The sequence below is a fragment of the Streptomyces sp. NPDC057939 genome (assembly GCF_042887545.1).
GTDB lineage: Bacteria > Actinomycetota > Actinomycetes > Streptomycetales > Streptomycetaceae > Streptomyces.
Map to the genome: position 1 here is coordinate 1 of NZ_JBHVPG010000008.1, position 24,777 is coordinate 24,777.

Sequence of the window (24,777 nt, forward strand, 5' to 3'; positions counted from 1 at the left end):
TATCAACTTTTGGCGTTGATTTTTGGCACGCTGTTGAGTTCTCAAGGAACGGACGCTTCCTTTGTACTCACCCTCTCGGGCTTTCCTCCGGGCTTCTGTTCTGTGTTCTTGCGTTTCCGACTCTATCAGACTCTCTCGGGCCCGATTTCCTCGGTGCTTTCCAGGTCCTGCGCTTTCGCGCTTTTCCTTTCCGGCGATTCCAACTCTACCAGATCATTTCCGCGCTCTGCTTCTCGGAAGTCGCAGTTGCTCGAATTTGAATTCGGTGACCGTTGGGGGTTTTTGGCCTTTCGGCGCTCCGCTACGTTAGCGCTTTCCCCTTGCGACTCATAATCGAGCCAGCCGGCGAGTAATTCGGGCATGCCGAAAGGGACCCCGCCAGGGGTAAGTCGTAGGTAGTGGTTTGGCCGTTCTGGGGGTCTGCTGAGGCAGTGCCCCGTTCAAGCGGCTCGGGCTACGTTAGGCGTCCGGAAGGGCTGAGTCAAGTTGCGCGGCGGCGTGGTGCGTGTGCCCGGTAGGGGCTGACCGTGGGGTCGTTCGTGATCCAGAAGCGGTACGGGTGGGCCGCGCCGGCGCCGCCCACTCCCGTGCGCGGCCCGTTGCTCACCAGGTCGGCCGGGGTGGCCGTGCCTGTGAGGAGGGACAGGGGGGATTCGGGGTCGTCGCAGAGGTCGGTCCCGTCGAGCGAGCGGTCCACGTCCAGGGCCGTGGCCAGGCGGGCCGGACCCTTGGCGAGTTCACGCGGGTTTCTGGCCGAGAGTCGACGTTTGGCTGCCAGGTCCGCTCCGACGATGACCTCGCCGGCCCGCAGCAGTACGCCGCTCGCCCGGCCGGGCGGGCCGCAGACCAGGTTGAGGCTGAACCACATGCCGTAGATGAAGTAGACGTATGCGTGTCCGGGCGGTCCGAACATCGATGCGTTGCGGGGAGTGCGGCCGCGGTAGGCGTGGGAGCCGGGGTCGGCCCCGCCCTCGTACGCCTCCACCTCCGTGATCCGCAGTTCGAGGGAGCCTTCCGTCGTGCGGCGGACCAGGGTGCGGCCCAGCAGGTCGGGGGCCACCGTGAGGACCGGGCGGTCGAAGAAGGACCGCGGCAGGGGCGTACGGTCGGGACGCGCGCTCATCCGGTCGAGCGTAACGGAACGCGTCGTCCTGCAACCGGGGCCTAAGGTTCCGCGTTGGTAAAAGGGGTAGGCGCGTGAGTCGCCACATCCTTCGTACAGGCCTTAAGGGGAGTTTGAGCATGGGGTTCAGGAAGCTGTTCGCGAGCCTGGGTGCCGGCGGTGCCTCGGTGGACACGATCATCACCGAGCCGAACGTCGTGCCGGGCGGGATCGTCCAGGGCGAGGTCCGGATCCAGGGCGGGTCCGTGGAGCAGCAGATCGAGGGGCTGTCCGTCGGGCTGCAGGCTCGGGTCGAGGTGGAGGGCGGCGACCAGGAGTACAAGCAGGACGTCGTCTTCACGAAGCAGCGCCTCGGGGGTGCCTTCCAGGTGCAGGCCGGCGCGCTGCACGTGGTGCCGTTCGGGTTGGAGATCCCGGCGGAGACGCCGATCACCCACTTCGGGGGTCAGCACCTGCACGGGATGAACATCGGCGTCAGCACGGAGCTGGAGATCGCGCGCGCGGTCGACGCGGGTGACCTGGACCCGATCAACGTGCACCCGGTGCCCGCGCAGCAGGCGATCCTGGACGCGTTCCGACAGCTCGGCTTCTCGTTCCGCAGCGCGGACATGGAGCGGGGTCACATCCGCGGGACGCGGCAGACGCTGCCGTTCTACCAGGAGATCGAGTTCCTGCCGCCGTCGCAGTACCGGGGGCTGAACCAGGTCGAGCTGACCTTCGTCTCCGACGGGCGCGAGATGGACGTCGTGCTGGAGATGGACAAGAAGCCGGGGCTGTTCAGCGAGGGCAGCGACACCTACCGCTGCTTCCAGGTGGGGCTGCAGTCCTACCAGGACACCGACTGGGCCGCGTACCTGAACCAGTGGATCGCGTCCGTCGGTTCGCAGCGCAACTGGTTCTAGGCTCGGGCCGTACGCGCATCCGATCAGGAGGTTCAGCAGTGGTTCAGCAGCACAGGGCGCCCCTCCCCCACGACTTCCACCCGGAGGTCCCCTCCTTCACCGTGACGAGCGCCGATCTGGCGCCCGGCGCGGAGTTGGGAGGGGATCAGGTGTTGTCGGGCGGGAACCTCTCGCCCGCGTTGCGGTGGGAGGGCTTCCCCGAGGGGACGAAGAGCTTCGCCGTGACGTGCTTCGACCCGGACGCGCCCACGGGCAGCGGGTTCTGGCACTGGGTGCTGTTCGACCTGCCGGTCTCGGTGACCGGGCTGCCGGCCGGGGCGGGCGGCGGAAAGTTCGAGGGGCTGCCCGCCGAGGCCGTGCACGTGCGCAACGACTACGGCACGAAGGACTTCGGCGGGGCCGCTCCGCCGGCCGGGGAGCGGCACCGTTACGTGTTCACGGTGTACGCGGTGGACCAGGAGAAGCTCGGGCCGGACGGGGACGTGTCCCCCGCCGTGGTCGGGTTCAATCTGCGCTTCCACACCCTCGGGCGCGCCCAGCTCATCGGTGAGTACGAGGCACCCGCGGGCTGATCGTTCGCCGAGCGTTTGCCCGGTCCTGGTCTAAAGACGGCCAGGACCGGGCATTTTTATTGCGTTGTCCCGCGTGGCGCGCGCGGCCAGAGTGGTTCCGGGCCGCGCAGCCGGTGTGGTCGCGGGCCTGCACACGGGAGGTGGGCGAGATGCGGGACACGCTGGTGCTGAATGCGAGCTTCGAGCCGCTGTCGACGGTGACCTTGAACCGGGCGGTGGTGCTCGTGCTCCAGGACAAGGCCGTGGTCGAACAGTCGCATCCCGAGCTGCGTGTGCGGGCGGCCACCATGGAGCTTCCGATGCCGCGGGTGATCAGGCTCTGCCGCTACGTGCGGGTGCCCTTCCGAAGACATGCTCCCTGGTCACGGAGGGGGGTGTTGGTTCGGGACCAACACCGTTGCGCGTACTGCGGGAAGCGCGCGACGACCGTGGACCACGTGCTGCCGCGGGCCCAGGGCGGTGGGGACACCTGGCTGAACACGGTGGCCTCCTGCGCCGAGGACAACCACCGCAAGGCGGCGCGGACTCCGGAGGAGGCGGGGATGCCGCTGCTCCGCAAGCCGTTCGTACCGTCGCCCGCCGACGCGATGTTGCTCGCGCTGGGTGTGGGCGGGCGGGATCCGCTGCCGGAGTGGTTGTCGCGGTCCGCGTAGTCGTCCGCCCCGTGCGCCCCGTTGTCGGGTGCACGGGGCGACGTATTTCCCCTACGTCGTTCAGCGGAGCAGGATCTGGACGATGGCGAGGATTCCGACCGTCACGATGACTCCGCGCAGGACGGTCGGCGGGAGCCGGCGGCCGACCTTCGCGCCGATCTGTCCGCCGAGGGTGGAGCCGACGGCGATGAGGAGGACCGCCGTCCAGTCGAACTCGGCGACGAAGAGGAAGAAGACGGCGGCGATGCCGTTGACGAGGGCGGCGATGACGTTCTTGACGGCGTTGACGCGTTGCAGGTCCTCGTTGAGCAGCAGTCCCATGAGTCCGAGGTAGAGCACGCCCTGTGCGGCCCCGAAGTAGCCTCCGTAGGCGCTGGAGAACAGCATGCCGGTGAGGAGGGCGGGGCCGCCCTCGCGTTCCTCCGCGGCGGTGCCGGCGGCTTCCCGGCGGCGGCGGAGGGACGCGGCGAGGCGGGGCTGGAGGACGACGAGGACGAGGGCCAGTCCGATGAGGACGGGCACGATCGTGTCGAAGGACTTCGGGGGCAGGACGAGGAGCAGGACCGCGCCCGCGAGGCCGCCGACGAGGGAGACGGCGCCGAGGCGCAGGATGCGGGCGCGCTGCCCCTTGAGTTCGTTGCGGTAGCCGATGGCTCCGCTGATGGAACCGGGTACCAGGCCGAGGGTGTTGGAGACGTTGGCCGTGACCGGGGGCAGGCCGGTGGCGAGGAGCACCGGGAAGGTGATCAGGGTGCCGGAACCGACGATGGTGTTGATCGTGCCGGCGCCGATTCCGGCGGCGAGGACCGCGAGCGATTCCCAGATGGACATGGACATGGACGGAGCCATCCCCTTTGCGTGAGTGAGTCGCCTCCCCGCCATGAAGGTCGAGGGGCCTCACCGATCATGCACGAGGGGAGGGCGGGCTCAGTCGATGGGGGGCTGCTCGCGCCGGTCGTTGGCGCCCGTCGTGTCGTTGCCGCCCTTGCCGCTGTTCTGCGGGTTGAAGCCGCTCGGGCTGCCGCCGCCCATGGGGCCGAAGTTGCCCATGGCGCCCGAGAGGCCCTTGAGCGCGTCCCCGATCTCGCTGGGCACGATCCAGAGCTTGTTGGCGTCGCCCTCGGCGATCTTCGGGAGCATCTGGAGGTACTGGTAGGCGAGGAGCTTCTGGTCGGCGTCGCCGGCGTGGATGGACTCGAAGACCGTGCGGATGGCCTGGGCCTCGCCCTCGGCGCGCAGGGCGGCGGCCTTGGCGTCACCTTCGGCGCGGAGGATGGAGGACTGCTTCTCGCCCTCGGCGCGCAGGATCTCGGACTGTCGGACACCTTCGGCCTGGAGGATCGCGGCGCGCTTGTCGCGGTCGGCGCGCATCTGCTTCTCCATCGAGTCCTGGATGGAGGTCGGCGGCTCGATGGCCTTGAGCTCGACGCGGTTGACGCGGATGCCCCACTTGCCGGTGGCCTCGTCGAGCACTCCGCGGAGGGCCGCGTTGATCTCCTCGCGGGAGGTGAGGGTCCGCTCCAGGTCCATGCCGCCGATGATGTTGCGGAGGGTGGTGACGGTGAGCTGCTCGATGGCCTGGATGTAGCTGGCCACCTCGTACGTCGCGGCGCGGGCGTCGGTCACCTGGTAGTAGATGACGGTGTCGATGTTGACGACCAGGTTGTCCTGGGTGATCACCGGCTGCGGCGGGAACGGGACGACCTGTTCGCGCAGGTCGATGCGGTTGCGGATCGAGTCGATGAACGGGACGACGATGTTGAGGCCCGCGTTGAGGGTGCGGGTGTAGCGGCCGAAGCGTTCGACGATGGCGGCGCTGGCCTGCGGGATCACCTGGATCGTCTTGACCAGGGCGATGAAGACCAGAACCACCAGGATGATCAGGACGATGATGATCGGTTGCATGCGGTTCCCCGTGCCCTTCCGGCTGTCTGTGCTGCCCCGTTGAGCGGAGTCTCGCAGACCCCGGGGCCGCGGGTCGGCTGCTTTCTCACATCACGACGGCGGTCGCTCCGTCGATGTCGACGACGTCGACGGACTGGCCGGGTTCGAAACTGGTGTCCGCGTCGAGGGTGCGGGCGGACCAGACCTCGCCGGCCAGTTTGATCCGGCCCCCGCTGCCGTCGACGCGTTCGAGGACGACGGCGGACCTGCCCTTCAACGCGTCGATGCCGCTGCGGTGTTGGGGGCGTTGGTTGCGGTGCCGGTTGGCGATCGGACGGACCACGGCGATGAGCGCCACGGACACGATCACGAAGACCAGGACCTGGGCGACCACTCCCCCGCCGAGGGCCGCCGTGACGGCGGCCGCCACCGCGCCGATGGCGAACATGCCGAATTCGGGAAGGGCGGTGAGGACCAGGGGGATGCCCAGTCCGACCGCGCCGATGAGCCACCACACCCATGCGTCGATGTCCACATGGTCATGGTAGGTCGGGTGGGCGCGGTCGGGACAGTGCGCGACCGGTACGGACCGCTAGCGCAGCGGCAGGCCCTGGGCGGTCCAGCGGTCGTGGTCGTTGCGCTCGACGACCAGCGGGAGGCCGAAGCAGAGCGAGAGGTTGCGCGAGGTGAGTTCGAGGTCGATGGGACCGGCGGTGACGACCTTGCCCTGACGGATCATCAGGACGTGGGTGAAGCCGGGGGCGATCTCCTCGACGTGGTGCGTGACCATGACCATGGAGGGGGCCAGCGGGTCCCGGGCGAGGCGGCCGAGGCGGCGTACGAGGTCCTCGCGGCCGCCGAGGTCGAGGCCGGCGGCGGGCTCGTCGAGGAGGAGGAGCTCGGGGTCGGTCATCAGGGCGCGGGCGATCAGGGTGCGCTTGCGCTCGCCCTCGGAGAGGGTGCCGAACCTGCGCTCCAGGTAGTCGGTCATGCCGAGGCGGTCGAGGAAGGCGCGGGCGCGCTGCTCGTCGATGTCCTCGTACTCCTCCTGCCAGGTCGCGGTCATGCCGTAGGCGGCGGTGAGCACGGTCTGCAGGACGGTCTGCCGCTTGGGCAGCTTGTCGGCCATGGCGATGCCGGCCACGCCGATGCGGGGGCGCAGCTCGAACACGTCGGTACCCGGCTTGCCGAGGGTGCCGCCGAGGATGGTGGCGGTGCCCTTGGTGGGGAAGAGGTAGCTGGAGGCGAGGTTCAGCAGTGTGGTCTTGCCGGCGCCGTTGGGGCCGAGGATCACCCAGCGCTCCCCCTCCTTCACCGACCAGGAGACCTGGTCCACCAGAGCCCGGCCCTCGCGGACCACGGATACGTCCACCAGCTCCAGAACATCGCTCATGAGCGTGTTGTCACCCCTTGCAGTCACGGTTCTCTGTGCGCCGGCAGGCGCAGCCCCTGGGGGAAAACCTACGCCACTCGGGGCGGGCTCCGGTTCCGGGGCCGGGTGCGGGGCGCGATCCGTAAAGTGGGGGGATGCTTTTCGAACCACGTTCAGGGCGGCTGGCCGCCTGGGGGAACGCGCTGCTGGCCGGTTTGGTGTCGCCCGACGAGGCCGCGTCGTCGATCGTCGGTGAGGACGCCGTGCACCGGGTGACCGGGCTGCCGGGGGAACCGGGTCCGGTGGGGCTCACGCTGGCGCTCGGTCGGTTGCGGGTGCTGGGGGTGAGCGGGCTGCGGGTGGCACTGCCCGCGCCGGGTCATCCGTTGGGGCTGAGCGGGCCGGCGGAGTTCAACGCGCGGGCGTTGGAGGCCGAGGAGGCGGTGGTCGCGGTGGGCGCGGCGCTGGGTCTGGTGCCGGAGGTGGTGGAGGCCGGTCCGGCCGGTGACCTGCACGTCTCGGTGACCTGGCACTGCCTGCCGGTACGGGAGGCCCCGCCGGCGGACGTGCCGTCGCTCGGTGAGGCGGAGCGGGAGCTGGCGGAGGCGCTGCGCGAGGCGACGGTGGTGCTGACGCGGCTGGACGTGGCGGGGTCGGGGCCGGTCGCGGAGGCGGCGCTGTCGGCGTACCGGGCGCGGGCGGAGGCGGGTCGTGAGGTGCTGGCTCCGGGGTATCCGCCGCGGGCGGTGCGGGTGCTGGCGCTGGCGCAGCGGGTGGACCTGCTGGTGTCGCTGGCGTACGAGAACGGGCCCGGGGGTGCGGTGGCCGCCTCGGAGATGGCGGCGCGGTCCGAGGCGCTGCGGCCGGTGGAGCGGGTGGCGCGGCGGGCCCTGGTGGCGGCGTACAACGCGGCGGTGGAGGAGCGCGAGCGGGGCTGAGGCGCAGCCCGAGCAGGGGTTCGGGCCGGGGTGCGGGGCTGCGGGTGGGTCGGGGCCGGCGCCGGGGTGGGTGGTGACGATGGAGGGAAACGCCGCGGCCCCGCTTCCCGGGGAGAGGTGGGGAAGCGGGGCCGCGGGGTGGGTCAGTGGTTGACGCCGAAGTTGCCGAAGGCGGGGTTGAGCAGGCCGATCACGTTGACGGTGTTGCCGACGACGTTCACGGGGACGTGGACGGGGACCTGGAGCAGGTTCCCGGAGGCCACGCCGGGCGAGTGCTGGGCCACGCCCTCCGCGGACGCACCGCCGTGCGCCGACGAGACACCCGCGCCGGCGGCGACGAGGCCGCCCGCGATCATGGTGACGGCTGCGGCCTTCTTGAAGTTCTTCACGTTCTCGTCCTCCAGTACGTCTGCCGCGACCAGCCGTCGCGACACGCCATGGAGAACGCCCGGCCCGGTGGGCGGGATACGCCATGTGGGCTACATACACCCGACCGTATGAATCTCTGCTGAATCACAGTGCGCACGCAGATGGTCTGATTACTCCGCCATTCCGTGCCTGACCGCCCACAATGCGGCCTGCGTCCGGTCGGAGAGGTCCAGTTTCATCAGGATGTTCGAGACGTGCGTCTTGACCGTCTTCTCCGACAGCACCAGCGCGCGGGCGATCTCCCGGTTGGAACGGCCGTCCGCGATCAGGCGGAGGACCTCGCGTTCGCGGTCGGTCAGGGAGCCGGGGCGGCCCGCGGAGGAGGGCTGGTCCTCCTGGGCGAGGAGCGCCTGAGCCACCTCCGGCTGGAGCAGGACGTGGCCCGCGTGCACGGATCGGATGGCGCCGGCCAGGGCGTCGGGGTCGATGTCCTTGTAGACGTAGCCGGCCGCGCCGGCCCGCAGGGCGGGGACGACCGTGCGCTGCTCGGTGAAGCTGGTGACGATCAGGACCCGTGCCGGGTTCCCCAGGGCGCGCAGCCGCCGTAGGGCCTCGATGCCGTCGGTGCCCGGCATCTTGACGTCCATGAGGATGACGTCGGGCCGCAGTTCCTCGGCGCGTTCGATGCCCTCCTCGCCGTCGCCGCCCTCGCCGACCACCTCTATGTCGTCCTGGACCTCCAGGAACGTGCGCAGGCCGCGCCGGACGACCTGGTGGTCGTCGACCAGCAGGACGCGGATGCGGGCCGGGGTGTCAGCCACCGGGAACCTCCATCTCGATCGTGGTGCCCTTGCCGGGCTCGGAGTGGACCTCCAGCCTGCCGCCGGAGCCGCTCGCGCGGTCCCGCATGGAGACCAGTCCGAGGTGGCGGCCCGCCTTGCGGACCGTGGAAGGGGAGAAGCCGCGGCCCCAGTCGCGTACGCGCAGGACCGCGCCGCCCGCCGGGGTCCGGGTGAGGGCGACCTCGACGCGGTCCGCGCCGGAGTGCCGCAGGGCGTTGTGGAGGGCCTCCTGGGCGACGCGCAGGAGCGCCTCCTCCTGGGACGCGGGCAGGGCCCGTACGCCTTCGCAGGTGAAGGAGACGTGCGCGGCGTGGGCCCGGTCGAGGACGCGGACGTGGTCGCGCAGGGTCGCGACGAGCCCGTCGTCGTCCAGTGCGGCCGGGCGGAGCTCGGTCACGGCGGCGCGCAGTTCGTCGGCAGCCTCCGCGGCCAGGGCGGCGACCTGGTGGAGCTCGTCCTTGGCGCGGACGGGGTCGCGGTCGACGAGGGCGGCGGCCGCCTGGGCGGTGAGGCGCAGGGAGAACAGTTTCTGGCTGACGGCGTCGTGCAGCTCGTGGGCGAGGCGGGAGCGCTCCTCGGCGATGGTGAGCTCGCGGCTGCGCTCGTAGAGGCGGGCGTTGGTGAGGGCGATGGCCGCGTGCTGGGCGAGGAGGGAGAGGAGCTCCTCGTCCCCGTCGGTGAAGCCGGGGCGGTCCTCCGCCCCGTCGCACGGGCCGGCGGGGTCGTGGCGCTTGTTGGCGAGGAAGAGGGCGCCGAGGGTCTCCTCGCCGTCCCTGATGGGCATGCCGAGGAAGTCGGACATGTCGGGGTGGGCGGCGGGCCAGCCCCCGAAGCGCGGGTCCTCGCGCACGTCGGCCAGCCGCTCGGGGGCGTCCTGGTGGAGCATCGCGGCGAGGACCCCGTGCTGGCGGGGCAGGGGGCCGATGCGGCGCCACTGTTCCTCGCTGATGCCGTCCACGACGAACTGGGCGAAGCCCCCGTGGTCGTCCGGGACGCCGAGGGCGGCGTACTCGGCGTCGAGGAGTTCGCGGGCCGAGGCGACGATCGTGCGCAGTACGTCGTGGACCTCCATGCGGCGGCTCATGGCGAGCAGCGCGGTACTGACGGCAGCGAGTCCCGTACAGGGTCCGTAGTGCATGGGATCACCGTACCGGCGGCCCTGACCTGCGGGATCGGGCATCGGGCCTAGGTCGGTGGGCCCGGGGCGTACGGCGGAGGGATGGGGCGGCGGGGCCGCCGGCTCTGCCCTGGGGAGTAGGCGGGTCGGGTCCGGGTCCTCCTCCAGGAGGAGTCGGACGGGCCGGCGGTCACCTTGCGCGTTGCTGTCGCAACTGTTGGTGAGAACGTTACGTGCCCGATGTGAGCCCCGGCATAGGACCCACATCACTTACGAAGCTGCGTAGTGGACAGGTAAAGGTCCTGTCAGGTCGGTTGCGCCTAGTGCGGTGCCCGTCATTCCGGATTCGTCCCGGGGCCCTGATCCACTAAGCGGGATCGTACGTCACACCTTTGCCAGGCGTTTTTGCCACCGCTAAGAATGTCGACGTCGCACAGCGCCGCGGGTCCCGGATCCGAGCGGCGCCTTCCTGCGACTCCCGCTATTCGAAGAGGTTGCCCCGCCATGTCTGCTTCCAGCACTCCCGGTCACAGTCGTCTGACGAAGGCACACAAGCTGTCCGTTGCCGGTGTCGCCACGCTCGGTGCCGCCGCGCTCGCCTTCTCCCTCGTCCCGGCAGGTGCCGCGGAGACCCAGCAGGCGGTGACGATCAACGCCGCCCCCGTGGCGTGGACCCCGACGGTTCAGCAGCACCTCGGCGCGCAGCAGGCCGTCGCGAACAAGCTGGCGAAGGACTCGGCGGCCGCCAAGGCCAAGGCCGCTGCCGCCGCCAAGGCCGAGCGCGACAAGACGGCGGCCGCGAGCCGGTCCGCCGTCCGCACCCCGGTCTTCGCGAACAACCTCGACGGTTGGATCAAGGAAGCGCTCTTCATCATGAAGCGCGAGGGGATTCCGGGCACGTACGCCGGCATCCACAAGAACGTCATGCGCGAGTCCAGCGGCAACCCGCTGGCGATCAACAAGTGGGACATCAACGCCCAGAACGGCATCCCCAGCAAGGGTCTGCTCCAGGTCATCTACCCGACCTTCAAGGCGTACCACGTCAAGGGCACCAAGTTCGACCAGTACGACCCGGTCGCGAACATCGTCGCCGCCTGCAACTACGCGGCCGACCGCTACGGCTCGATGGACAACGTCAACAGCGCCTACTAGGCCGCCGACGCCCCCAGACCCCCCATGCGCCTCAGGGCGGCACCCCGGATCCCCGGGGTGCCGCCCTGAGGCGTTTGCCGTGCCGGCGCGGGGCGCCGGGCCGGGTGCGCGGGCCGTTACTTGCCGGCGCGCATCACCTCGGGCTCGTGGCGGCGCAGCAGGCGCTGGACCAGGAAGCCACAGGCGACGCCGATGAGCAGCAGGACGATGATGTTCAGGCTCCACTGTCCGACGGTGGCGTCCCAGAGCGGGTCGGTGTTCGTCGGGTTGTCGCGGTCCCACGGCGGCATGAGCTTGCCGAGGTTCAGCGTGGTGCCGGCGGCGGCGACGGCCCAGCGGGACGGCATCAGCCAGGCGAACTGTTCCAGGCCCGGGGAGTCGTAGACCTGGAAGAGGATGCCGGTGAAGACGACCTGGACGATCGCGAACATGACCAGCAGCGGCATCGTCTTCTCGGCGGTCTTGACCAGCGAGGAGATGACGAGGCCGAACATCATCGAGGTGAAGCCGAGGGCGATGACCGACAGGCACAGCTCTACGGCCGGCGGCATCAGCAGGCCCTCGGTGGGCAGGTCGCGCGGGAAGAAGCCGATCGCGCAGATGACCACGCCCTGGACGGCCGTGATGACGCCGAGGACGATCACCTTCGACATGAGGTACGCGGACCGGGACAGGCCGGTCGCGCGCTCACGCTCGTAGATGACGCGTTCCTTGATCAGTTCTCGGACCGAGTTCGCGGCGCCCGAGAAGCACATGCCGACCGCGAGGATCAGCATGATCGTGCCGGCGTCGCCGTTGAACTGGGACGGCGGTCGCGGCGGCGCGAGGCCGAAGGTCGCGGGGATGACCGTGGAGACCACGCCCAGCACCGCGGGCAGGATCAGCATCAGGCCGATGAAGCCCTTGTCGGAGGCGATCACCGAGACGTAGCGGCGGATCAGCGTCCAGAGCTGCGAACCCCAGCCCTGCGGCTTGGGCGGGCGCATCTGCTGCGGCGAGGGGAACGCGACGGACTGCGGGGCGACCGCGTCGATGTCGGCGGCGTACAGCTGGTAGTGCTGCGAGCCCTTCCAGCGCCCGGCCCAGTCGTAGTCCCGGAACTCCTCGAAGGCGGAGAACACGTCGGCCCAGGTGCTGTAGCCGAAGAAGTTCAGCGCGTCGTCCGGCGGGCCGAAGTAGGCGACCGAACCGCCGGGGGCCATGACCAGCAGCTTGTCGCAGATGGCGAGCTCGGCGACGGAGTGGGTGACGACGAGGACCGTGCGGCCGTCGTCGGCGAGACCGCGCAGCAGCTGCATGACGTCGCGGTCCATGCCCGGGTCGAGGCCGGAGGTCGGCTCGTCCAGGAAGATCAGCGACGGCTTGGTGAGCAGCTCCAGGGCCACGGACACGCGCTTGCGCTGACCACCGGAGAGCGAGGTGATCTTCTTGTCCTTGTGGACGTCGAGCTTGAGCTCGCGCAACACCTCGTTGATGCGGGCGACGCGCTCGGACTCGGCGGTGTCGCCGGGGAAGCGGAGCTTGGCCGCGTACTTGAGGGCGGTGCTGACCTTCAGTTCCTTGTGCAGGATGTCGTCCTGCGGGACCAGGCCGATGCGCTGGCGGAGCTCCGCGAACTGCTTGTACAGGTTGCGGTTGTCGTAGAGGACGTCGCCCTGGTCGGCGGGCCGGTAGCCGGTCAGCGCCTTCAGGAGGGTCGACTTTCCGGAGCCGGAGGGGCCGATGACGCCGATGAGCGACTTCTCCGGGACGCCGAAGGTGACGTCCTTGAGGATCTGCTTGCCGCCGTCGACGGTGACGGTGAGGTGGCGGGCCGAGAAGGAGACCTCGCCGGTGTCGACGAACTCCTCCAGCCGGTCACCGACGATGCGGAACGTCGAGTGGCCGACGCCGACGATGTCGTTCGGGCCGAGGAGCGCCGTGCCGGACTTGGCGAGCGGCTGGCCGTTGACGTAGGTGCCGTTGTGGCTGCCGAGGTCGTGGATCTCGAAACGGCCGCCGGGCATCGAGCGGAACTCGGCGTGGTGGCGGGAGACCTGGAGGTCGGAGACGACCAGCTCGTTCTCCAGCGCGCGGCCGATGCGCATGACGTGGCCCAGCGAGAGCTGGTGGAACGTCGTCGGGCTGCGGTGGTCGTTGTAGCCGGGGTTCGGCGCGGTCTGCGCCGGGCCGCCCTGCTGCTGCGGCACGTGAGGCTGCTGGGCCTGGTGCTGCGGCTGGTGCTGCTGGTGCTGCGGCTGCTGCTCCCAGGGCTGCTGCTGGGCCGGGGCCTGGTAGGCCGGGGCCTGCTGGTGCGCCTGTCCCTGCGCGGCCGGGACCTGGTAGGCCGGGGCCGACTGGGCGGCGGCCTGGGCCGCGGCGGTCAGATCGAGCCGCGGGCCGTCGGTCGCGTTGCCCAGGTGGACCGGCGTGCCGGGCACGAGCTCGGTCTGCTGGACCCGCGCTCCGCGCACGTAGGTGCCGTTGGTGCTGCCGTGGTCCTCGATGCCCCAATTCCGGCCGTTCCAGGTGATGGTGGCGTGCCGCCACGACACCCGGGCGTCATCGATCACCACGTCGCCCTGGGGATCACGCCCCAACGAGTACGACCGGGACGGATCCAGCGTCCAGGTCCTGCCATTCAATTCCAGTACGAGTTCCGGCACTCCAGCCCCACTTAAGTCCCCCGAGAATCCCCCTGACGTCAGGGAGTCTAGGGATGGCGAACATCCGGGGGAACTATTTCAGGCCTGCGGCCACATGTGGAATCGGGGCCTTGCCGGGATGTCCCCGTCGGCCGGTCGGCGGGTGCAGAAGTCGCCCGGAGAGTGAAATACGGGGACTTCTCGCCCGGGTTCCACGAGGCCGCGACCCCGGCCCGCGGCCGCCGGGACGCCCCGGGCGGGGCCGTGCGAGGGGGGCGGTTCAGGGAGTGGGACGGATGTCCGTCCGCCGGAGCCGGGAAGATACGGTGGGCGCACCATGAGCGCTTCGCAGACCTCCGACGTCCCCACCCTCCTCGTCAAGATCTTCGGCAAGGACCGTCCCGGGATCACCGCCGGGCTGTTCGACACCCTCGCCGCCTATTCCGTCGATGTCGTCGACATCGAGCAGGTCGTCACCCGTGGCCGCATCGTCCTGTGCGCCCTCGTCACGAAACCGGCCGGCGCCGGCGAGGGCGAGTTGCGGGCCACCGTCCACAGCTGGGCAGAGTCGCTCAAGCTCCAGGCCGAGATCCTCTCCGGGACCGGCGACAACCGTCCGCGCGGCAGCGGACGCTCCCACGTCACCGTCCTCGGGCATCCGCTCACCGCCGAGTCCACGGCCGCCATAGCGGCACGGATCACCGGGACCGGCGGCAACATCGACCGCATCTTCCGGCTCGCCAAGTATCCGGTCACGGCGGTCGAGTTCGCCGTGTCCGGCGTGGAGACCGAGCCGCTGCGCACCGCCCTGGCCACCGCTTCCGCCCAGATCGGCGTCGACGTGGCCGTGGTCTCGGCCGGGCTGCACCGCCGGGCGCAGCGGTTGGTCGTCATGGACGTCGACTCGACCCTGATCCAGGACGAGGTCATCGAGCTCTTCGCCGCGCACGCGGGCTGTGAGGCCGAGGTCGCCGAGGTGACCGAGCGGGCGATGCGCGGGGAGCTGGACTTCGAGCAGTCCCTGCACGCCCGGGTCGCGCTGCTGGCGGGGCTGGACGCGTCGGTGGTGGACAAGGTCCGCTCCGAGGTCCGGCTGACCCCGGGCGCGCGGACGCTGATCCGCACGCTGAAGACCCTCGGTTATCAGGTGGGCGTGGTCTCCGGCGGCTTCACCCAGGTGACGGACGACCTGAGGGAGCGGCTCGGACTGGACTTCGCCTCGGCGAACACTTTGGAGATCCTGGAGGGCAAGCTGACCGGGCGGGTCACGGGCGAGATCGTGGACCGCGCCGGCAAAGCCCGCCTGCTGCGGCGCTTCGCCTCCGAGGCGGGTGTTCCGCTGGCCCAGACCGTGGCGATCGGGGACGGCGCCAACGACCTCGACATGCTGAACGCGGCGGGTCTGGGCGTGGCCTTCAACGCCAAGCCGGTGGTGCGCGAGGCCGCGCACACGGCGGTGAACGTGCCCTTCCTGGACGCGGTCCTGTACCTGCTCGGCATCACCCGCGAGGAAGTCGAGGCCGCTGACCTGGCCTGACGGCCGGAAGCACCACATCGGACTTTCCATACCGCCCGGTCGGGTTATCCCGGCCGGGCGGTCTTTCATATCCAGCCACCCGAGGCCCGCCCGCGAGGCGCCCGAACCGGACACGGGCGCCGACCGGCGAGCGGAACGCGTCACGGCGGATCAACGCAACGTGTCCGAACGCAAGAGCCATTTCGGACAACGGGTGCCCGAAGTCGCCCTATTCTCACTCCACTTACGACAAATACTGTGACCGCTCTGTCGTGAACGCGACAGCGACCATCGGTCAGTCTTGATCGTTCAAGGGGAAACAATGGTGACTCGAAGTGTCCTCGTCACCGGGGGTTCTGGCGGCATCGGCCGGGCCTGCGTGGAGAGGTTCGCTCTGGAAGAGGACTGGACGGTCTGGTTCACCTACCGCAACGGCCGGGCCCGGGCCGAGGAGCTGGTGCACGAACTGGCCCTCACCGGCCACGCCAAGGTGGAGGCCTTCCCCTTCGACCAAGGGGACTGGGAGGACCACCAACGACTCCTGGAGAGGCTTCCCGGCCCGGTCGAAGTCCTGGTGAACAACGCCGCCGTCGGCTCCAAGACCATCGACGGGTACACCGACGGCGCCGTGCATGAGAAGGCCTCGGAGTTCTTCCGGATCAACGCGGTGGGCCCGCTGTGGCTCACCGAACAACTGCTGCCCGGCATGCTGGAGAACGGCTACGGCAAGATCATCAACATCTCCAGCGTGGGCGGCGGAATCTTCCAGTTCCCCGGCTTCCACCCCGCCGACGGCATGAGCAAGGCCGCGCTCACCTACCTGACCCGGCACCTCGCCGCCGACCTGGTGCACAGCCCGGTGGACGTCTTCGCCGTGTGCCCCGGCGCGGTCGACACCGCGATGTTCCAGGCCAGCACCCTCGACAAGCTCGACCCCGAGGAACTCGCGGCCCTGACCGCCCGGCTGCCCAAGAGCCGCCTGATCCGCTCCGAGGAGATCGCGGAACTGGTCTGGTGGCTGGCGGGCGACCACTCCACCTCGCTCCACGGCTCCGTCATCGACGCCTCCATGGGCCTCGGGGTCAACCCGGGACTGCTCACCGCCGCCGGCGTCGACAGCGGGAGGGCCCGATGATCTCCCGCCAGGCCGCCCGGCTCCTCGCCGACACCCCGGCCATCGCCGAGGCCCACTTCCGCGCGGAGGCCGAGCCGTACGACGCGCGGCTGCGCCCCGACGGCTACCTCAACCTGGGCACCGCCGAGAACCGTCTGCTCTGGGACCTGCTCCGCGACCGGCTGGCCGCCCTTCCCCCCATGTCCGAGGCGACCGCCCGCTACGCGCCGCTGCACGGCACCGACGTCCTGCGCGAGCGGATCGCCGCCCTGCTCTCCACGACCTGCCGGACCCCGCTGGACGCCGAGGACCTCGTGGTGATCAGCGGTGCGACCGGGGCGCTCGACGCCATCGCCTCCGTACTGTGCGATCCGGGCGAGGCCATCGTGGTCCCGTCCCCCTACTACGGAGCCTTCGACACCGACCTCGGCGGTCGCTCCGGCGCCCGGATCCTGCCCGCGCCGCTGTCCCCCGACGACGGCTTCCGGCTGACCGCCGACGCCGTCGACCGGGCCCTGAAGGAGGCCCGGTCCCGGGGCACGACGGTGCGGGCCGTGGCCCTCTCCTCCCCCTCCAACCCCATCGGCGAGGTCCACCCGCCCGAGGTGCTCGCCGAGCTGCTGCGCGTCGTCCGCGAGCACGACGTCGACCTGGTCTCCGACGAGATCTACGCCCACGCCGTCTTCGGCGACCGCGCCTTCACCAGCGCCGCCGACCCGGCCGTCAACCCGCACTGGGCCGACCGCACCCACGTGGTGTGGGGCTTCGCGAAGGACTTCGGACTGCCCGGTCTGAAGACGGGCGTGCTGCACACCCGCGATCCGCGCGTCCGGGACGCGGCGCGGGCGATGGCCTACTTCGCCCCCGTCTCCACCGCCACCCAGGGCACCCTCGCCGGGCTCCTGGCGGACACCGCGTGGGTGACGTCCTTCCTCGCGGCCGGCCGCGACCGGCTGGCCTCCTCGTACGGGCACCTCGTCGCGCTGCTGGACGCGCACGACATTCCGTACGCCCCGGCGGAGGCGGGCTTCTCCGTCTGGCTGGACCTGCGCCGGTGGCTGCCCGGCGCCGACTTCGAGGCCGAACACCGGCTGTGGCGCGGCCTGTTCGAGACCGCGAAGGTCAGCATCCTGCCCGGCGGGGCGTTCCGCTCCCCGCAGCCGGGCTGGTTCCGGCTGTGCCACACCGTCGACGCGCCGCTGGTGGCCGAGGCGGTCCGGCGGATCGCCGCCCACCTGGGGACGGCCGGCGCCCCGCCCGCCGGCGACGCCCCCGCGCTCCCCCTCCCCTCCTCACCGAACGGAAGACGCCCATGAGCACGGCCCCAGGCCCCCTCGACCGCTGGTACGAGAACGCGGGCGTCCGCGGCGGAGTCCGGCGGATCTTCCACGCCGAGGCCGAGCAGGGCCGGGTGTTCTTCCCCGACGCCCTGGTACCGCACCTGTCCCACCCCGAGGTGAAGGCCCTGACGCCGGAGCTGATCCGCGAGGTCTCCGTACGGCACCTCTACCAGTTCCTGCACTCGACCACCCACCTGGAGACCCGGGTGGTCAACGGGGCCGCCGAGCCCGTCGCCAACGGCAACTCCGGCCTGCACTTCCCCACCGCGCTGCGCATGGACGCCTTCAAGGTGTACTGCGACGAGGGCTACCACGCCCTCTACAGCCTGGACCTCGCCGACCAGGTGGCGGCGGTCACCGGCATCGCCGTGCCCGACGTCGACTACGGCGGGTTCGTCACGGCCCTGCAGGACACCGGACGGCGACTGCTGCCCGACGACCCCGTCCTCGCCGGGCAGTTGCAGGCGGTCGTCTTCGAGACGCTGATCACCGCGGTCCTCAACGAGGTGCCGCAGGACCCGACCGTGGTGAGCACGGTGCGCGAGCTGATGCGCGACCACGCCAAGGACGAGGGGCGCCACCACCGCTTCTTCTCCGCCTTCTTCCTCGAACTGTGGGCCCGCCTCGACCAACGGCGCCGGATCCTGGCCGCCCGGGCCCTGCCCGCGATGATCCGCGCGGCCCTCGACTGGGACCTGGAGCCGGTGTACGACTCGCTGCGCCGCGCCGGCCTGGACGAGGACCGCACCGAGGCCGTCCTGACGGACACCTACGGCGGGGACGCGGGCATCGACCGCATCCAGACGATCTCCCGCTCCACTCTGCGGCTGTGCGCCCAGGTCGACGCCTTCGACCTCCCCGGCGTCACCGACGCCTTCGCCCTGTACGGACTGCACGCACCGGAGGACTCCGATGTCTGACACCGTCACCTACTCCGACTACCTGCGGCTCCCCGAGCTGCTGACGCTCCAGGTGCCGCTGGCCGACGGGGTGCGCGACGAACGGCTGTTCATCACCGTGCACCAGGTGCAGGAACTGTGGTTCGGGCAGCTGCTCGAAGACCTCACCGACGCCCGCGACCGGATCCTGGACGGCGACCCGCGCACCGCCCGCGCCCGGCTAGCCCGCGGCGCCGTGATCACCCGGGCCCTGATCACCGGCATCCATCCGCTGCGCGCGATGCCGCCGAGGGAGTTCCACGCCTTCCGCGGGGCGCTGGGCACCAGCAGCGGCGCGCAGTCCGCGCAGTACGTGGAGATCTCGGCGCTGTCCGGGGCGGACTGGGTGCACGGTGAGTACGGCGCCCGTGTCGCGGCCGGGCTGAGCCCCGCCGAGCGCACGCGGCTGCGGGTGCGGCTCGAAGAGCCCTCGCTGTGGGAGGCCTTCGTCGGACTGCTGGGCAAGGCCGGCTTCGAGGTGGCGACCGAGGACGGCCGGCGGGCCGCGTACGAGCGGCTCTCGGACCTCCCGAGGGACGGCGACCCGGCGGAGCTCGCCGAACTGGCCGAGCTGGCCGAGGCGCTGGTCGACCACGACGAGGTCTGGACGGAGTGGCGGGCCTGCCACGCCCTGCTCGTGGAGCGGCAGATCGGCGGGCGTCCGGGCACCGGGGGCAGCACGGGCGTCGCCCACCTGCGGGCGGCGGTGCACCGGCGGTTCTACCCGGAGCTGTGGGAGGCGCGGGGCGCGGGAACGGCGGCCCTGCCGGGCCGGTGACGACCGTCGGACGTGCCGGAGCCCGGACCGCTCACGAGGGCGGCCCGGGCTCCGTGGCGCTCGGCGTTCCGACTGTGCGCCCTGGCGGTTCCCGCCGTTGCCGGCGGGAGTTCGCGCTCAGTGGTCCTTCGGGGTCCAGAAGTCGAGCAGCGTTCCCACCCCGTGCTCCAGCGACTTCCACGAGCCGGTGAAGGAGACGACGGCGAGGGCGGCGGTCGGGAAGCCGGTACGGCTCATCCGGGCGAGCGCGTCGCCCTCGGCCCGCCCGGAGAGGGCGTCGGCGAGGGCGTGCATGCCGGGGTTGTGACCGATGACCAGCAGGTCGCGGACCTCGTCGGAGGTCTCGTTCAGCAGGGCGATGAGCTCGCCCAACGAGGCGTCGTAGATGCGTTCCTCGTACGCCGTCCTCGGCCGGTGCGGGAGTTCCTGGACGGCGAGCTTCCACGTCTCCCGGGTGCGGGCGGCGGTGGAGCAGAGGGCCAGGTCGAAATCGATGCCGGTCTCCGCCAGCTTCAGTCCGACGGCCGGCGAGTCCTTCCGGCCGCGTTCCGCCAGCGGGCGTTCGTGGTCGGCCACCTGCGGCCAGTCGGCCTTGGCGTGCCGGAGGAGGGCGATCCTGCGGGGTGTATCGGCGCTCATGACTCCCAGCTTCGCATGAAATGAGCCACGGGGCGCAGGGTGTTGGGAGGCCGCTTCCCGCTGGTGGAGCGCGGCCCGGCGCAAGGGGTCAGCCGACGGCGCGCAGCAGCTGTCGGCCGACCTCGATCAGCCCCGAGGGCTCCGCGGGGGCGGCGTGGGCCTGGCCGGATCCGGCGAGGAGCAGCAGGAGCAGGCCGAAGGCGAGGGCGGGCAGGGCCAGCGCCCACCAGTGCAGCCGGGCGTTCGCCCCGGTGTGGGCGGGGGTGCGGCGGCGGGCGGGGCGCGCGGTGCGGGACGGGGTGTGTACGGGGGCCGACATGGCCGCCTCCGGGGGTGCTGGGCCGGGACTGGATCGCTGCTTCGAATCTATTGATCCGAGGCGGCGGTTCCCATCCGGGGCGCACCCCAGTCGACCCTGAACCTGGCCCCCTAGGGGATGGTGGGGTTAGCCCCACCCCCGCGGGCCGCCGCGGTTCAGGGGGAGGCGATGGTCGCGATGACGGCGATGATCACGGTCACGGCGAGCATGGCGCCGAGCACCAGGCCCAGCTTCTTGCGGCCGTTCTGGGGGTTCGGTTCGAGTACGGGCGACATGTCGTTCAGTTTCGCATGCCGCATTCGTCCTCGATCGTGCGGTCCCGCCCGGCGAGGATGCCGAGGGCGATCTGCGGGACGAGGAGGCCCGCCATCAGGGCGAGGGGCAGGTCCCAGCCGCCGCTGTGCTGGTAGAGGGTGCCGATGACGAGCGGGCCGGGGATGGAGATGAGGTAGCCGGTGCTCTGGGCGAAGGCGGAGAGCTTGACGACGCCGGCCGGGGACTTGGCGCGCAGGCCGATCATCGTGATGACGAGCGGGAAGGCGCAGTTGGAGATGCCGAGCAGCAGCGCCCAGGCCCAGGCGCCGGCGGCCGGGGCGAGGTAGAGCCCGAGGTAGCCGGCGAGGCCGAACAGGCCGAGGGCGACGGCGATGGGGCCCTGGTGGCGCATCCGTCCGGCGAGGCCGGGGATGACGAAGGCGAGCGGGACGCCCATGACCATGGTGACGGCGAGCAGGACCCCGGCGGTGGAGGCGGAGACTCCGGCGTCGCGGAAGATCTGCGGGAGCCAGCCCATGGTGACGTAGGCGCCGGTGGCCTGGAGGCCGAAGTAGCAGGCCAGGGCCCAGGCGGTGCGGCTGCGGATGACGGAGGGGCCGTTGTCCTCGCGCGGGGCGGCGGGCGCGGCGGCCTTCTCGCGGCGGCTCGCGGCGGCGATGGGGAGCCAGGGCAGCACGGCGGCGGCGGCGAGGACGGCCCAGATCAGCAGGCCGGTGCGCCAGCTGCCCCCGAGGGCGGAGGTCAGCGGGACGGTCGCGGCGGCGGCGAGGGAGGTGCCGGCGGCCAGGGCCATGGAGTACAGGCCGGTCATGGTGCCGACGCGGTCGGGGAACCAGCGCTTGACGATCACCGGTAGCAGGACGTTGGTCAGGGCTATGCCGGCCAGCGACAGGGCGCTGGCGGCGAGGAAGCCCGCGGCGTTGGTCGCGAAGGGGCGGATGAGCAGGCCCGCGGCGACGGCGGCCATGCCCGCGCAGACGACCGCGGCCGGCCCGAAGCGGCGGGAGAGCCGGGGCGCGGTGACGCCGAAGACGGCGAAGCAGAGGGCGGGGACCGAGGTGATGAGGCCGGCGACGGCGCCGCTCATGTGGAGGCCGGTACGGGTTTCCTCGAAGAGGGCGCCGAGGCTGGTGATGGCGGGTCGCAGGTTCAGGGCGGCCAGCACGATTCCGACGATGAGCACCGGACCCAGCCACTGGGGGGTGGTGTGGGCGGCGGGGAGCGTCCGGTCGGCGGGGCCGCCGACGGTCCGGGGGCGGTCGAGGGTCTGGATTTCTTCGTCGGGCATTCAACCATCATAGAATCATGGGATGATTAGTTGTCCAGTCGCGCTCGCGTCACGCCGGCGCCCACGGCGCACCGGAGCCCGCGTCACCCCCGAGAGGAACCCATGCCCCTGACCTCGCCCCGGCGGTCCGCGCTCGTCGACCAGGTGATCACCCAGCTGAGGAACCAGATCACCTCCGGCGAGTGGCCGGTCGGCTCCCGCATCCCCACCGAGCCGGAGCTGGTGGAGCTGCTGGGCGTCGCCCGCAACACCGTGCGCGAGGCCGTCCGCGCGCTGGCGCACAACGGGCTGCTGGACATCCGACAGGGTTCGGGGACGTACGTGATCGCCACCAGCGAGCTCGCCGGGGTGATGCACCGGCGCTTCGCCGGCGCCGACCCGCGGCACATCGCGGAGCTGCGTTCGACGCTGGAGTCCTCGGCGGCCCGTCTGGCGGCGGAGCGGCGGACCGCGCGGGACCTCGTACAACTGGACGCGCTGCTGGCCCGGCGCGAGGAGGCGTGGGAGAGCGGGGACGCCGAGCTGTTCGTCGCGGCGGACGTCAGCCTGCACATGGCGGTGGTGACGGCGTCGCACAACGACGTGCTGATCGAGCTGTACGCGGACCTCGGGGATCTGGTGGCGGACTGGCTGCGCACGGACGTGGGCACCGAGCTGACGCCGGCCTCCCACTTGGACCACGCCCGACTGATCGAGGCGATCCGTCGCGGGGACGCGGACACGGCCGCCTCGGAGGCGGCGGGCTACCCGTTCGTCTGCCTGGGCCGGTAGCGGCGGCCGACGTCGGGGGCGACGTCGGGGACGGGAGCGGCGGCGCGGCGGGCCGGCGTCACGGCCCGGGGCGCCGCGCGCGGTTCAGGTCCCCGGCCTGTGGTGGGTCACCCAGGCCGAGCGGACCTCCTTCCAGCAGCGGCCGGTGAGCCGGACGCGGCCCGCGGGGTCCAGGGGCACGGCCGCGGCGTCCCCGTCCACGTCCCACCAGCGGTCGCATTCCACGTGCAGCCGGATCAGGTCGGTCTCGGGGTAGGCGTTGTGGCAGTACGCCGTCACCTGCGAGCCGGCGATCTCGGTGTCGCAGTCGGCCCCGAAGAGGTCCCGGCCGGTGGACGGCGCGGGCTGCGCGGGGGGCTCCGCCGGGTACTCGGCGAGGTCCGCGCCCGCGGGGGCCGCCGCCGCGCCGGGGGCGGGAGCGGGGTCGCGGTCGGCGGTCTGCGCGACGGCTCCCGGCATCAGGAGTCCGGTCAGCACCACCGAGGTGAGCAGCAGGGATACCGATCGGTTCGGCCTCGCACGCACGCCGTACCTCCGCCCCGACCACGCCGGGAAGATCCCGACGAGGTCAGTTTGCAGTCATCTGTCCGGGTTTTCGAGTCGGAAAGATCCGGTCAGACGACGAACATCCGATCGAACCGGGCCCCGCATCCCGTGCCCCGTACGCGAGACGGCGGTAGCCGCGCCTCCCCCGAGGGGGACGCGCGGCCACCGCCGTACGGACGCAGGACGCCGTGATCCGAGGATCAGGCACCCATCGCGTGCAGGCCGCCGTCCACGTGGACGATCTCGCCCGTGGTCTTCGGGAACCAGTCCGACAGCAGGGCGACGACGCCCTTGCCGGTCGGCTCCGGGTCGCTCATGTCCCACTCCAGCATCGAGCGGGAGTTCCAGACCTCGGCCAGCTCGCCGAAGCCCGGGATGGACTTCGCGGCCATGGAGCCGATCGGTCCCGCCGAGACGAGGTTGCAGCGGATGTTCTCCTTGCCCAGGTCGCGGGCGAGGTAACGGCTGGTGGCCTCCAGGGCCGCCTTGGCCGGGCCCATCCAGTCGTACTGCGGCCAGGCGAACTGCGCGTCGAAGGTGAGGCCGACGATGGCGGCGCCCTCCGCCGGGAACAGCGGCTTGCAGGCCATGGCGAGGGACTTCAGCGAGAACGCCGAGACGTGCATGGCCGTGGCGACCGACTCGAACGGAGTGTTCAGGAAGTTCCCGCCGAGGGCGTCCTGCGGGGCGAAACCGATGGAGTGCACGACACCGTCGAGACCGCCGAGCTCGTCGCGGACGAGACCCTCCAGACGGTCCAGGTGCTCCTGGTTGGTGACGTCGAGCTCGATCACCTTGACCGGCTTCGGCAGCTTCTTGGCGATGCGCTCGGTCAGCGACGGGCGCGGCCACGCGGTCAGGATGACCTCGGCGCCCTGCTCCTGGGCCAGCTTGGCGGTGTGGAAGGCGATGGACGATTCCATCAGCACCCCGGTGATGAGGATGCGCTTGCCGTCGAGAATTCCGCTCATGTGATCAGTGACCCATGCCCAATCCGCCGTCAACGGGAATGACGGCTCCTGTGATGTACGCGGCGTCGTCGGACGCCAGGAAGCTCACGGCCGCCGCGATCTCCTCGGGCCGCGCGTACCGGGCCAGCGGCACCTGGGCCACGATGCCCGCACGCTGCTCGTCGGTGAGCACCTTCGTCATGTCGGTGTCCACGAAGCCGGGGGCGACCACGTTGAAGGTGATGTTGCGGGAGCCGAGCTCTCGGGCGAGCGAGCGGGCGAAGCCCACCAGCGCTGCCTTCGAGGCAGCGTAGTTGGCCTGGCCCGCGGATCCCAGCAGCCCGACGACCGAGGAGATCAGGACCACACGGCCCTTCTTCGCGCGGAGCATGCCTCGGTTGGCGCGCTTGACGACGCGGAAGGTGCCGGTGAGGTTGGTGTCGACGACGGACGCGAAGTCCTCCTCCGACATCCGCATCAACAGCGTGTCCTTGGTGATTCCGGCATTGGCCACGAGCACCTCGACGGCGCCCTGCTTGTCCTCGATCTCCTTGTAGGCCTGCTCCACCTGCTCGGAGTCGGTGATGTCGCAACGCACCGCCAGAACACCCAGCGAAGTGAGTTCCTCCGGCGGCTCGCCCGACCGGTACGTGATCGCGACCTTGTCGCCGGCCTGCGCGAACGCTCGGGCGATGGCGAGGCCGATGCCCCGGTTTCCTCCGGTGACGAGAACCGAGCGGCTCAACGGATCACC

28 protein-coding genes are annotated in these 24,777 nt (G+C 71.0%); 12 read left to right on the plus strand and 16 right to left on the minus strand.

Annotation, left to right across the window (positions count from 1 at the left end):
• Window positions 1-260 (plus strand): hypothetical protein (locus tag ACFVS6_RS11780; RefSeq protein ID WP_389702950.1); only part of this gene is annotated, 260 nt, incomplete at its 5' end.
• A 221-nt stretch (window positions 261-481) separates the two neighbouring features.
• Here ACFVS6_RS11780 and ACFVS6_RS11785 read toward each other — a convergent pair.
• Window positions 482-1,123, minus strand: a complete 642-nt coding sequence (locus ACFVS6_RS11785) for a DNA-3-methyladenine glycosylase (protein ID WP_389702952.1) — start codon at window positions 1,121-1,123, stop codon at window positions 482-484.
• Window positions 1,124-1,242: 119 nt separating this feature from the next.
• Between ACFVS6_RS11785 and ACFVS6_RS11790 the strand changes: the two genes are divergently transcribed.
• The 3 genes from ACFVS6_RS11790 to ACFVS6_RS11800 all read left to right on the plus strand — a co-directional run bounded on the left by ACFVS6_RS11790 (window position 1,243) and on the right by ACFVS6_RS11800 (window position 3,250).
• Window positions 1,243-2,025 (plus strand): sporulation protein, encoded by a 783-nt coding sequence (locus tag ACFVS6_RS11790; protein WP_389702954.1) that lies wholly within the window; start codon window positions 1,243-1,245, stop codon window positions 2,023-2,025.
• Between the two features lie 38 nt (window positions 2,026-2,063).
• Window positions 2,064-2,597: a YbhB/YbcL family Raf kinase inhibitor-like protein gene (locus ACFVS6_RS11795; RefSeq protein ID WP_389702956.1), complete on the plus strand. Its 534-nt coding sequence runs from the start codon at window positions 2,064-2,066 to the stop codon at window positions 2,595-2,597.
• A gap of 149 nt (window positions 2,598-2,746) precedes the next feature.
• On the plus strand, window positions 2,747-3,250 hold the full coding sequence (locus ACFVS6_RS11800) for an HNH endonuclease (RefSeq protein ID WP_389702958.1): 504 nt from the start codon (window positions 2,747-2,749) through the stop codon (window positions 3,248-3,250).
• A 60-nt stretch (window positions 3,251-3,310) separates the two neighbouring features.
• On the opposite strand, the gene ACFVS6_RS11805 is transcribed toward ACFVS6_RS11800, so the two are convergent.
• From ACFVS6_RS11805 to ACFVS6_RS11820, 4 genes are all read right to left on the minus strand, one after another.
• Window positions 3,311-4,081, minus strand: a complete 771-nt coding sequence (locus ACFVS6_RS11805; protein WP_389703244.1) for a sulfite exporter TauE/SafE family protein — start codon at window positions 4,079-4,081, stop codon at window positions 3,311-3,313.
• Between the two features lie 96 nt (window positions 4,082-4,177).
• Window positions 4,178-5,155: an SPFH domain-containing protein gene (locus tag ACFVS6_RS11810; RefSeq protein WP_389702960.1), complete on the minus strand. Its 978-nt coding sequence runs from the start codon at window positions 5,153-5,155 to the stop codon at window positions 4,178-4,180.
• Between the two features lie 85 nt (window positions 5,156-5,240).
• On the minus strand, window positions 5,241-5,669 hold the full coding sequence (locus ACFVS6_RS11815) for an NfeD family protein (RefSeq protein WP_389702961.1): 429 nt from the start codon (window positions 5,667-5,669) through the stop codon (window positions 5,241-5,243).
• A 57-nt stretch (window positions 5,670-5,726) separates the two neighbouring features.
• Entirely contained in the window at window positions 5,727-6,527 is an 801-nt protein-coding gene (locus ACFVS6_RS11820) for an ABC transporter ATP-binding protein (RefSeq protein WP_281208304.1), read from the minus strand.
• Window positions 6,528-6,661: 134 nt separating this feature from the next.
• Between ACFVS6_RS11820 and ACFVS6_RS11825 the strand changes: the two genes are divergently transcribed.
• The gene (locus ACFVS6_RS11825; RefSeq protein WP_389702962.1) at window positions 6,662-7,444 is read left to right on the plus strand and encodes a hypothetical protein; all 783 of its coding nucleotides are present in this window, start codon (window positions 6,662-6,664) and stop codon (window positions 7,442-7,444) included.
• 143 nt (window positions 7,445-7,587) lie between these two features.
• Here the strand turns inward: ACFVS6_RS11825 and ACFVS6_RS11830 are convergent, their stop codons facing one another.
• From ACFVS6_RS11830 to ACFVS6_RS11840, 3 genes are all read right to left on the minus strand, one after another.
• Window positions 7,588-7,833 (minus strand): chaplin, encoded by a 246-nt coding sequence (locus tag ACFVS6_RS11830; protein WP_388899878.1) that lies wholly within the window; start codon window positions 7,831-7,833, stop codon window positions 7,588-7,590.
• Between the two features lie 150 nt (window positions 7,834-7,983).
• A complete protein-coding gene (locus ACFVS6_RS11835) occupies window positions 7,984-8,634 on the minus strand; it encodes a response regulator (protein ID WP_389702963.1) in 651 nt (216 codons plus the stop codon).
• Window positions 8,627-9,793, minus strand: coding sequence for a GAF domain-containing sensor histidine kinase (locus ACFVS6_RS11840; RefSeq protein WP_389702965.1), 1,167 nt, complete (start codon window positions 9,791-9,793; stop codon window positions 8,627-8,629). Before ACFVS6_RS11840 ends, ACFVS6_RS11835 begins: the two co-directional genes overlap by 8 nt.
• Before the next feature lie 483 nt (window positions 9,794-10,276).
• Here ACFVS6_RS11840 and ACFVS6_RS11845 point away from each other — a divergent pair, with 483 nt between their 5' ends.
• On the plus strand, window positions 10,277-10,924 hold the full coding sequence (locus ACFVS6_RS11845) for a transglycosylase SLT domain-containing protein (protein ID WP_389702967.1): 648 nt from the start codon (window positions 10,277-10,279) through the stop codon (window positions 10,922-10,924).
• 116 nt (window positions 10,925-11,040) lie between these two features.
• Here the strand turns inward: ACFVS6_RS11845 and ACFVS6_RS11850 are convergent, their stop codons facing one another.
• A complete protein-coding gene (locus ACFVS6_RS11850; protein WP_389702968.1) occupies window positions 11,041-13,569 on the minus strand; it encodes an FHA domain-containing protein in 2,529 nt (842 codons plus the stop codon).
• 316 nt (window positions 13,570-13,885) lie between these two features.
• Here ACFVS6_RS11850 and serB point away from each other — a divergent pair, with 316 nt between their 5' ends.
• The 5 genes from serB to ACFVS6_RS11875 all read left to right on the plus strand — a co-directional run bounded on the left by serB (window position 13,886) and on the right by ACFVS6_RS11875 (window position 19,234).
• Complete coding sequence (gene serB, locus ACFVS6_RS11855; RefSeq protein WP_389702969.1) at window positions 13,886-15,085, plus strand: phosphoserine phosphatase SerB; 1,200 nt, start codon at window positions 13,886-13,888, stop codon at window positions 15,083-15,085.
• A 301-nt stretch (window positions 15,086-15,386) separates the two neighbouring features.
• Complete coding sequence (locus ACFVS6_RS11860; RefSeq protein WP_389702971.1) at window positions 15,387-16,199, plus strand: SDR family NAD(P)-dependent oxidoreductase; 813 nt, start codon at window positions 15,387-15,389, stop codon at window positions 16,197-16,199.
• On the plus strand, window positions 16,196-17,494 hold the full coding sequence (locus ACFVS6_RS11865) for an aminotransferase class I/II-fold pyridoxal phosphate-dependent enzyme (protein WP_389702973.1): 1,299 nt from the start codon (window positions 16,196-16,198) through the stop codon (window positions 17,492-17,494). Before ACFVS6_RS11860 ends, ACFVS6_RS11865 begins: the two co-directional genes overlap by 4 nt.
• The gene (locus tag ACFVS6_RS11870) at window positions 17,491-18,438 is read left to right on the plus strand and encodes a diiron oxygenase (RefSeq protein ID WP_389702975.1); all 948 of its coding nucleotides are present in this window, start codon (window positions 17,491-17,493) and stop codon (window positions 18,436-18,438) included. Before ACFVS6_RS11865 ends, ACFVS6_RS11870 begins: the two co-directional genes overlap by 4 nt.
• Complete coding sequence (locus ACFVS6_RS11875; RefSeq protein ID WP_389702976.1) at window positions 18,431-19,234, plus strand: tryptophan 2,3-dioxygenase family protein; 804 nt, start codon at window positions 18,431-18,433, stop codon at window positions 19,232-19,234. Before ACFVS6_RS11870 ends, ACFVS6_RS11875 begins: the two co-directional genes overlap by 8 nt.
• A gap of 117 nt (window positions 19,235-19,351) precedes the next feature.
• Here ACFVS6_RS11875 and ACFVS6_RS11880 read toward each other — a convergent pair whose 3' ends face one another.
• From ACFVS6_RS11880 to ACFVS6_RS11895, 4 genes are all read right to left on the minus strand, one after another.
• Window positions 19,352-19,873 (minus strand): SixA phosphatase family protein, encoded by a 522-nt coding sequence (locus ACFVS6_RS11880; RefSeq protein ID WP_389702978.1) that lies wholly within the window; start codon window positions 19,871-19,873, stop codon window positions 19,352-19,354.
• 88 nt (window positions 19,874-19,961) lie between these two features.
• Entirely contained in the window at window positions 19,962-20,192 is a 231-nt protein-coding gene (locus ACFVS6_RS11885) for a hypothetical protein (RefSeq protein WP_389702980.1), read from the minus strand.
• Between the two features lie 155 nt (window positions 20,193-20,347).
• On the minus strand, window positions 20,348-20,467 hold the full coding sequence (locus ACFVS6_RS11890) for an SGM_5486 family transporter-associated protein (RefSeq protein ID WP_281208317.1): 120 nt from the start codon (window positions 20,465-20,467) through the stop codon (window positions 20,348-20,350).
• A 5-nt stretch (window positions 20,468-20,472) separates the two neighbouring features.
• Window positions 20,473-21,756 (minus strand): CynX/NimT family MFS transporter, encoded by a 1,284-nt coding sequence (locus ACFVS6_RS11895; protein WP_389702982.1) that lies wholly within the window; start codon window positions 21,754-21,756, stop codon window positions 20,473-20,475.
• A 102-nt stretch (window positions 21,757-21,858) separates the two neighbouring features.
• On the opposite strand from ACFVS6_RS11895, the gene ACFVS6_RS11900 reads away from it, so the two are divergent.
• Window positions 21,859-22,527 carry a FadR/GntR family transcriptional regulator gene (locus tag ACFVS6_RS11900; protein WP_389702984.1) on the plus strand — a complete coding sequence of 223 codons (669 nt, stop codon included), beginning with the start codon at window positions 21,859-21,861 and terminating at the stop codon, window positions 22,525-22,527.
• 84 nt (window positions 22,528-22,611) lie between these two features.
• Here the strand turns inward: ACFVS6_RS11900 and ACFVS6_RS11905 are convergent, their stop codons facing one another.
• The 3 genes from ACFVS6_RS11905 to fabG all read right to left on the minus strand — a co-directional run bounded on the left by ACFVS6_RS11905 (window position 22,612) and on the right by fabG (window position 24,768).
• The gene (locus tag ACFVS6_RS11905; protein WP_389702985.1) at window positions 22,612-23,052 is read right to left on the minus strand and encodes a hypothetical protein; all 441 of its coding nucleotides are present in this window, start codon (window positions 23,050-23,052) and stop codon (window positions 22,612-22,614) included.
• Between the two features lie 221 nt (window positions 23,053-23,273).
• A complete protein-coding gene (gene fabI, locus ACFVS6_RS11910; protein ID WP_281208321.1) occupies window positions 23,274-24,044 on the minus strand; it encodes an enoyl-ACP reductase FabI in 771 nt (256 codons plus the stop codon).
• Between the two features lie 4 nt (window positions 24,045-24,048).
• Window positions 24,049-24,768: a 3-oxoacyl-[acyl-carrier-protein] reductase gene (gene fabG / locus ACFVS6_RS11915; RefSeq protein WP_281208322.1), complete on the minus strand. Its 720-nt coding sequence runs from the start codon at window positions 24,766-24,768 to the stop codon at window positions 24,049-24,051.
• Between the last annotated feature and the right edge of the window lie 9 nt (window positions 24,769-24,777).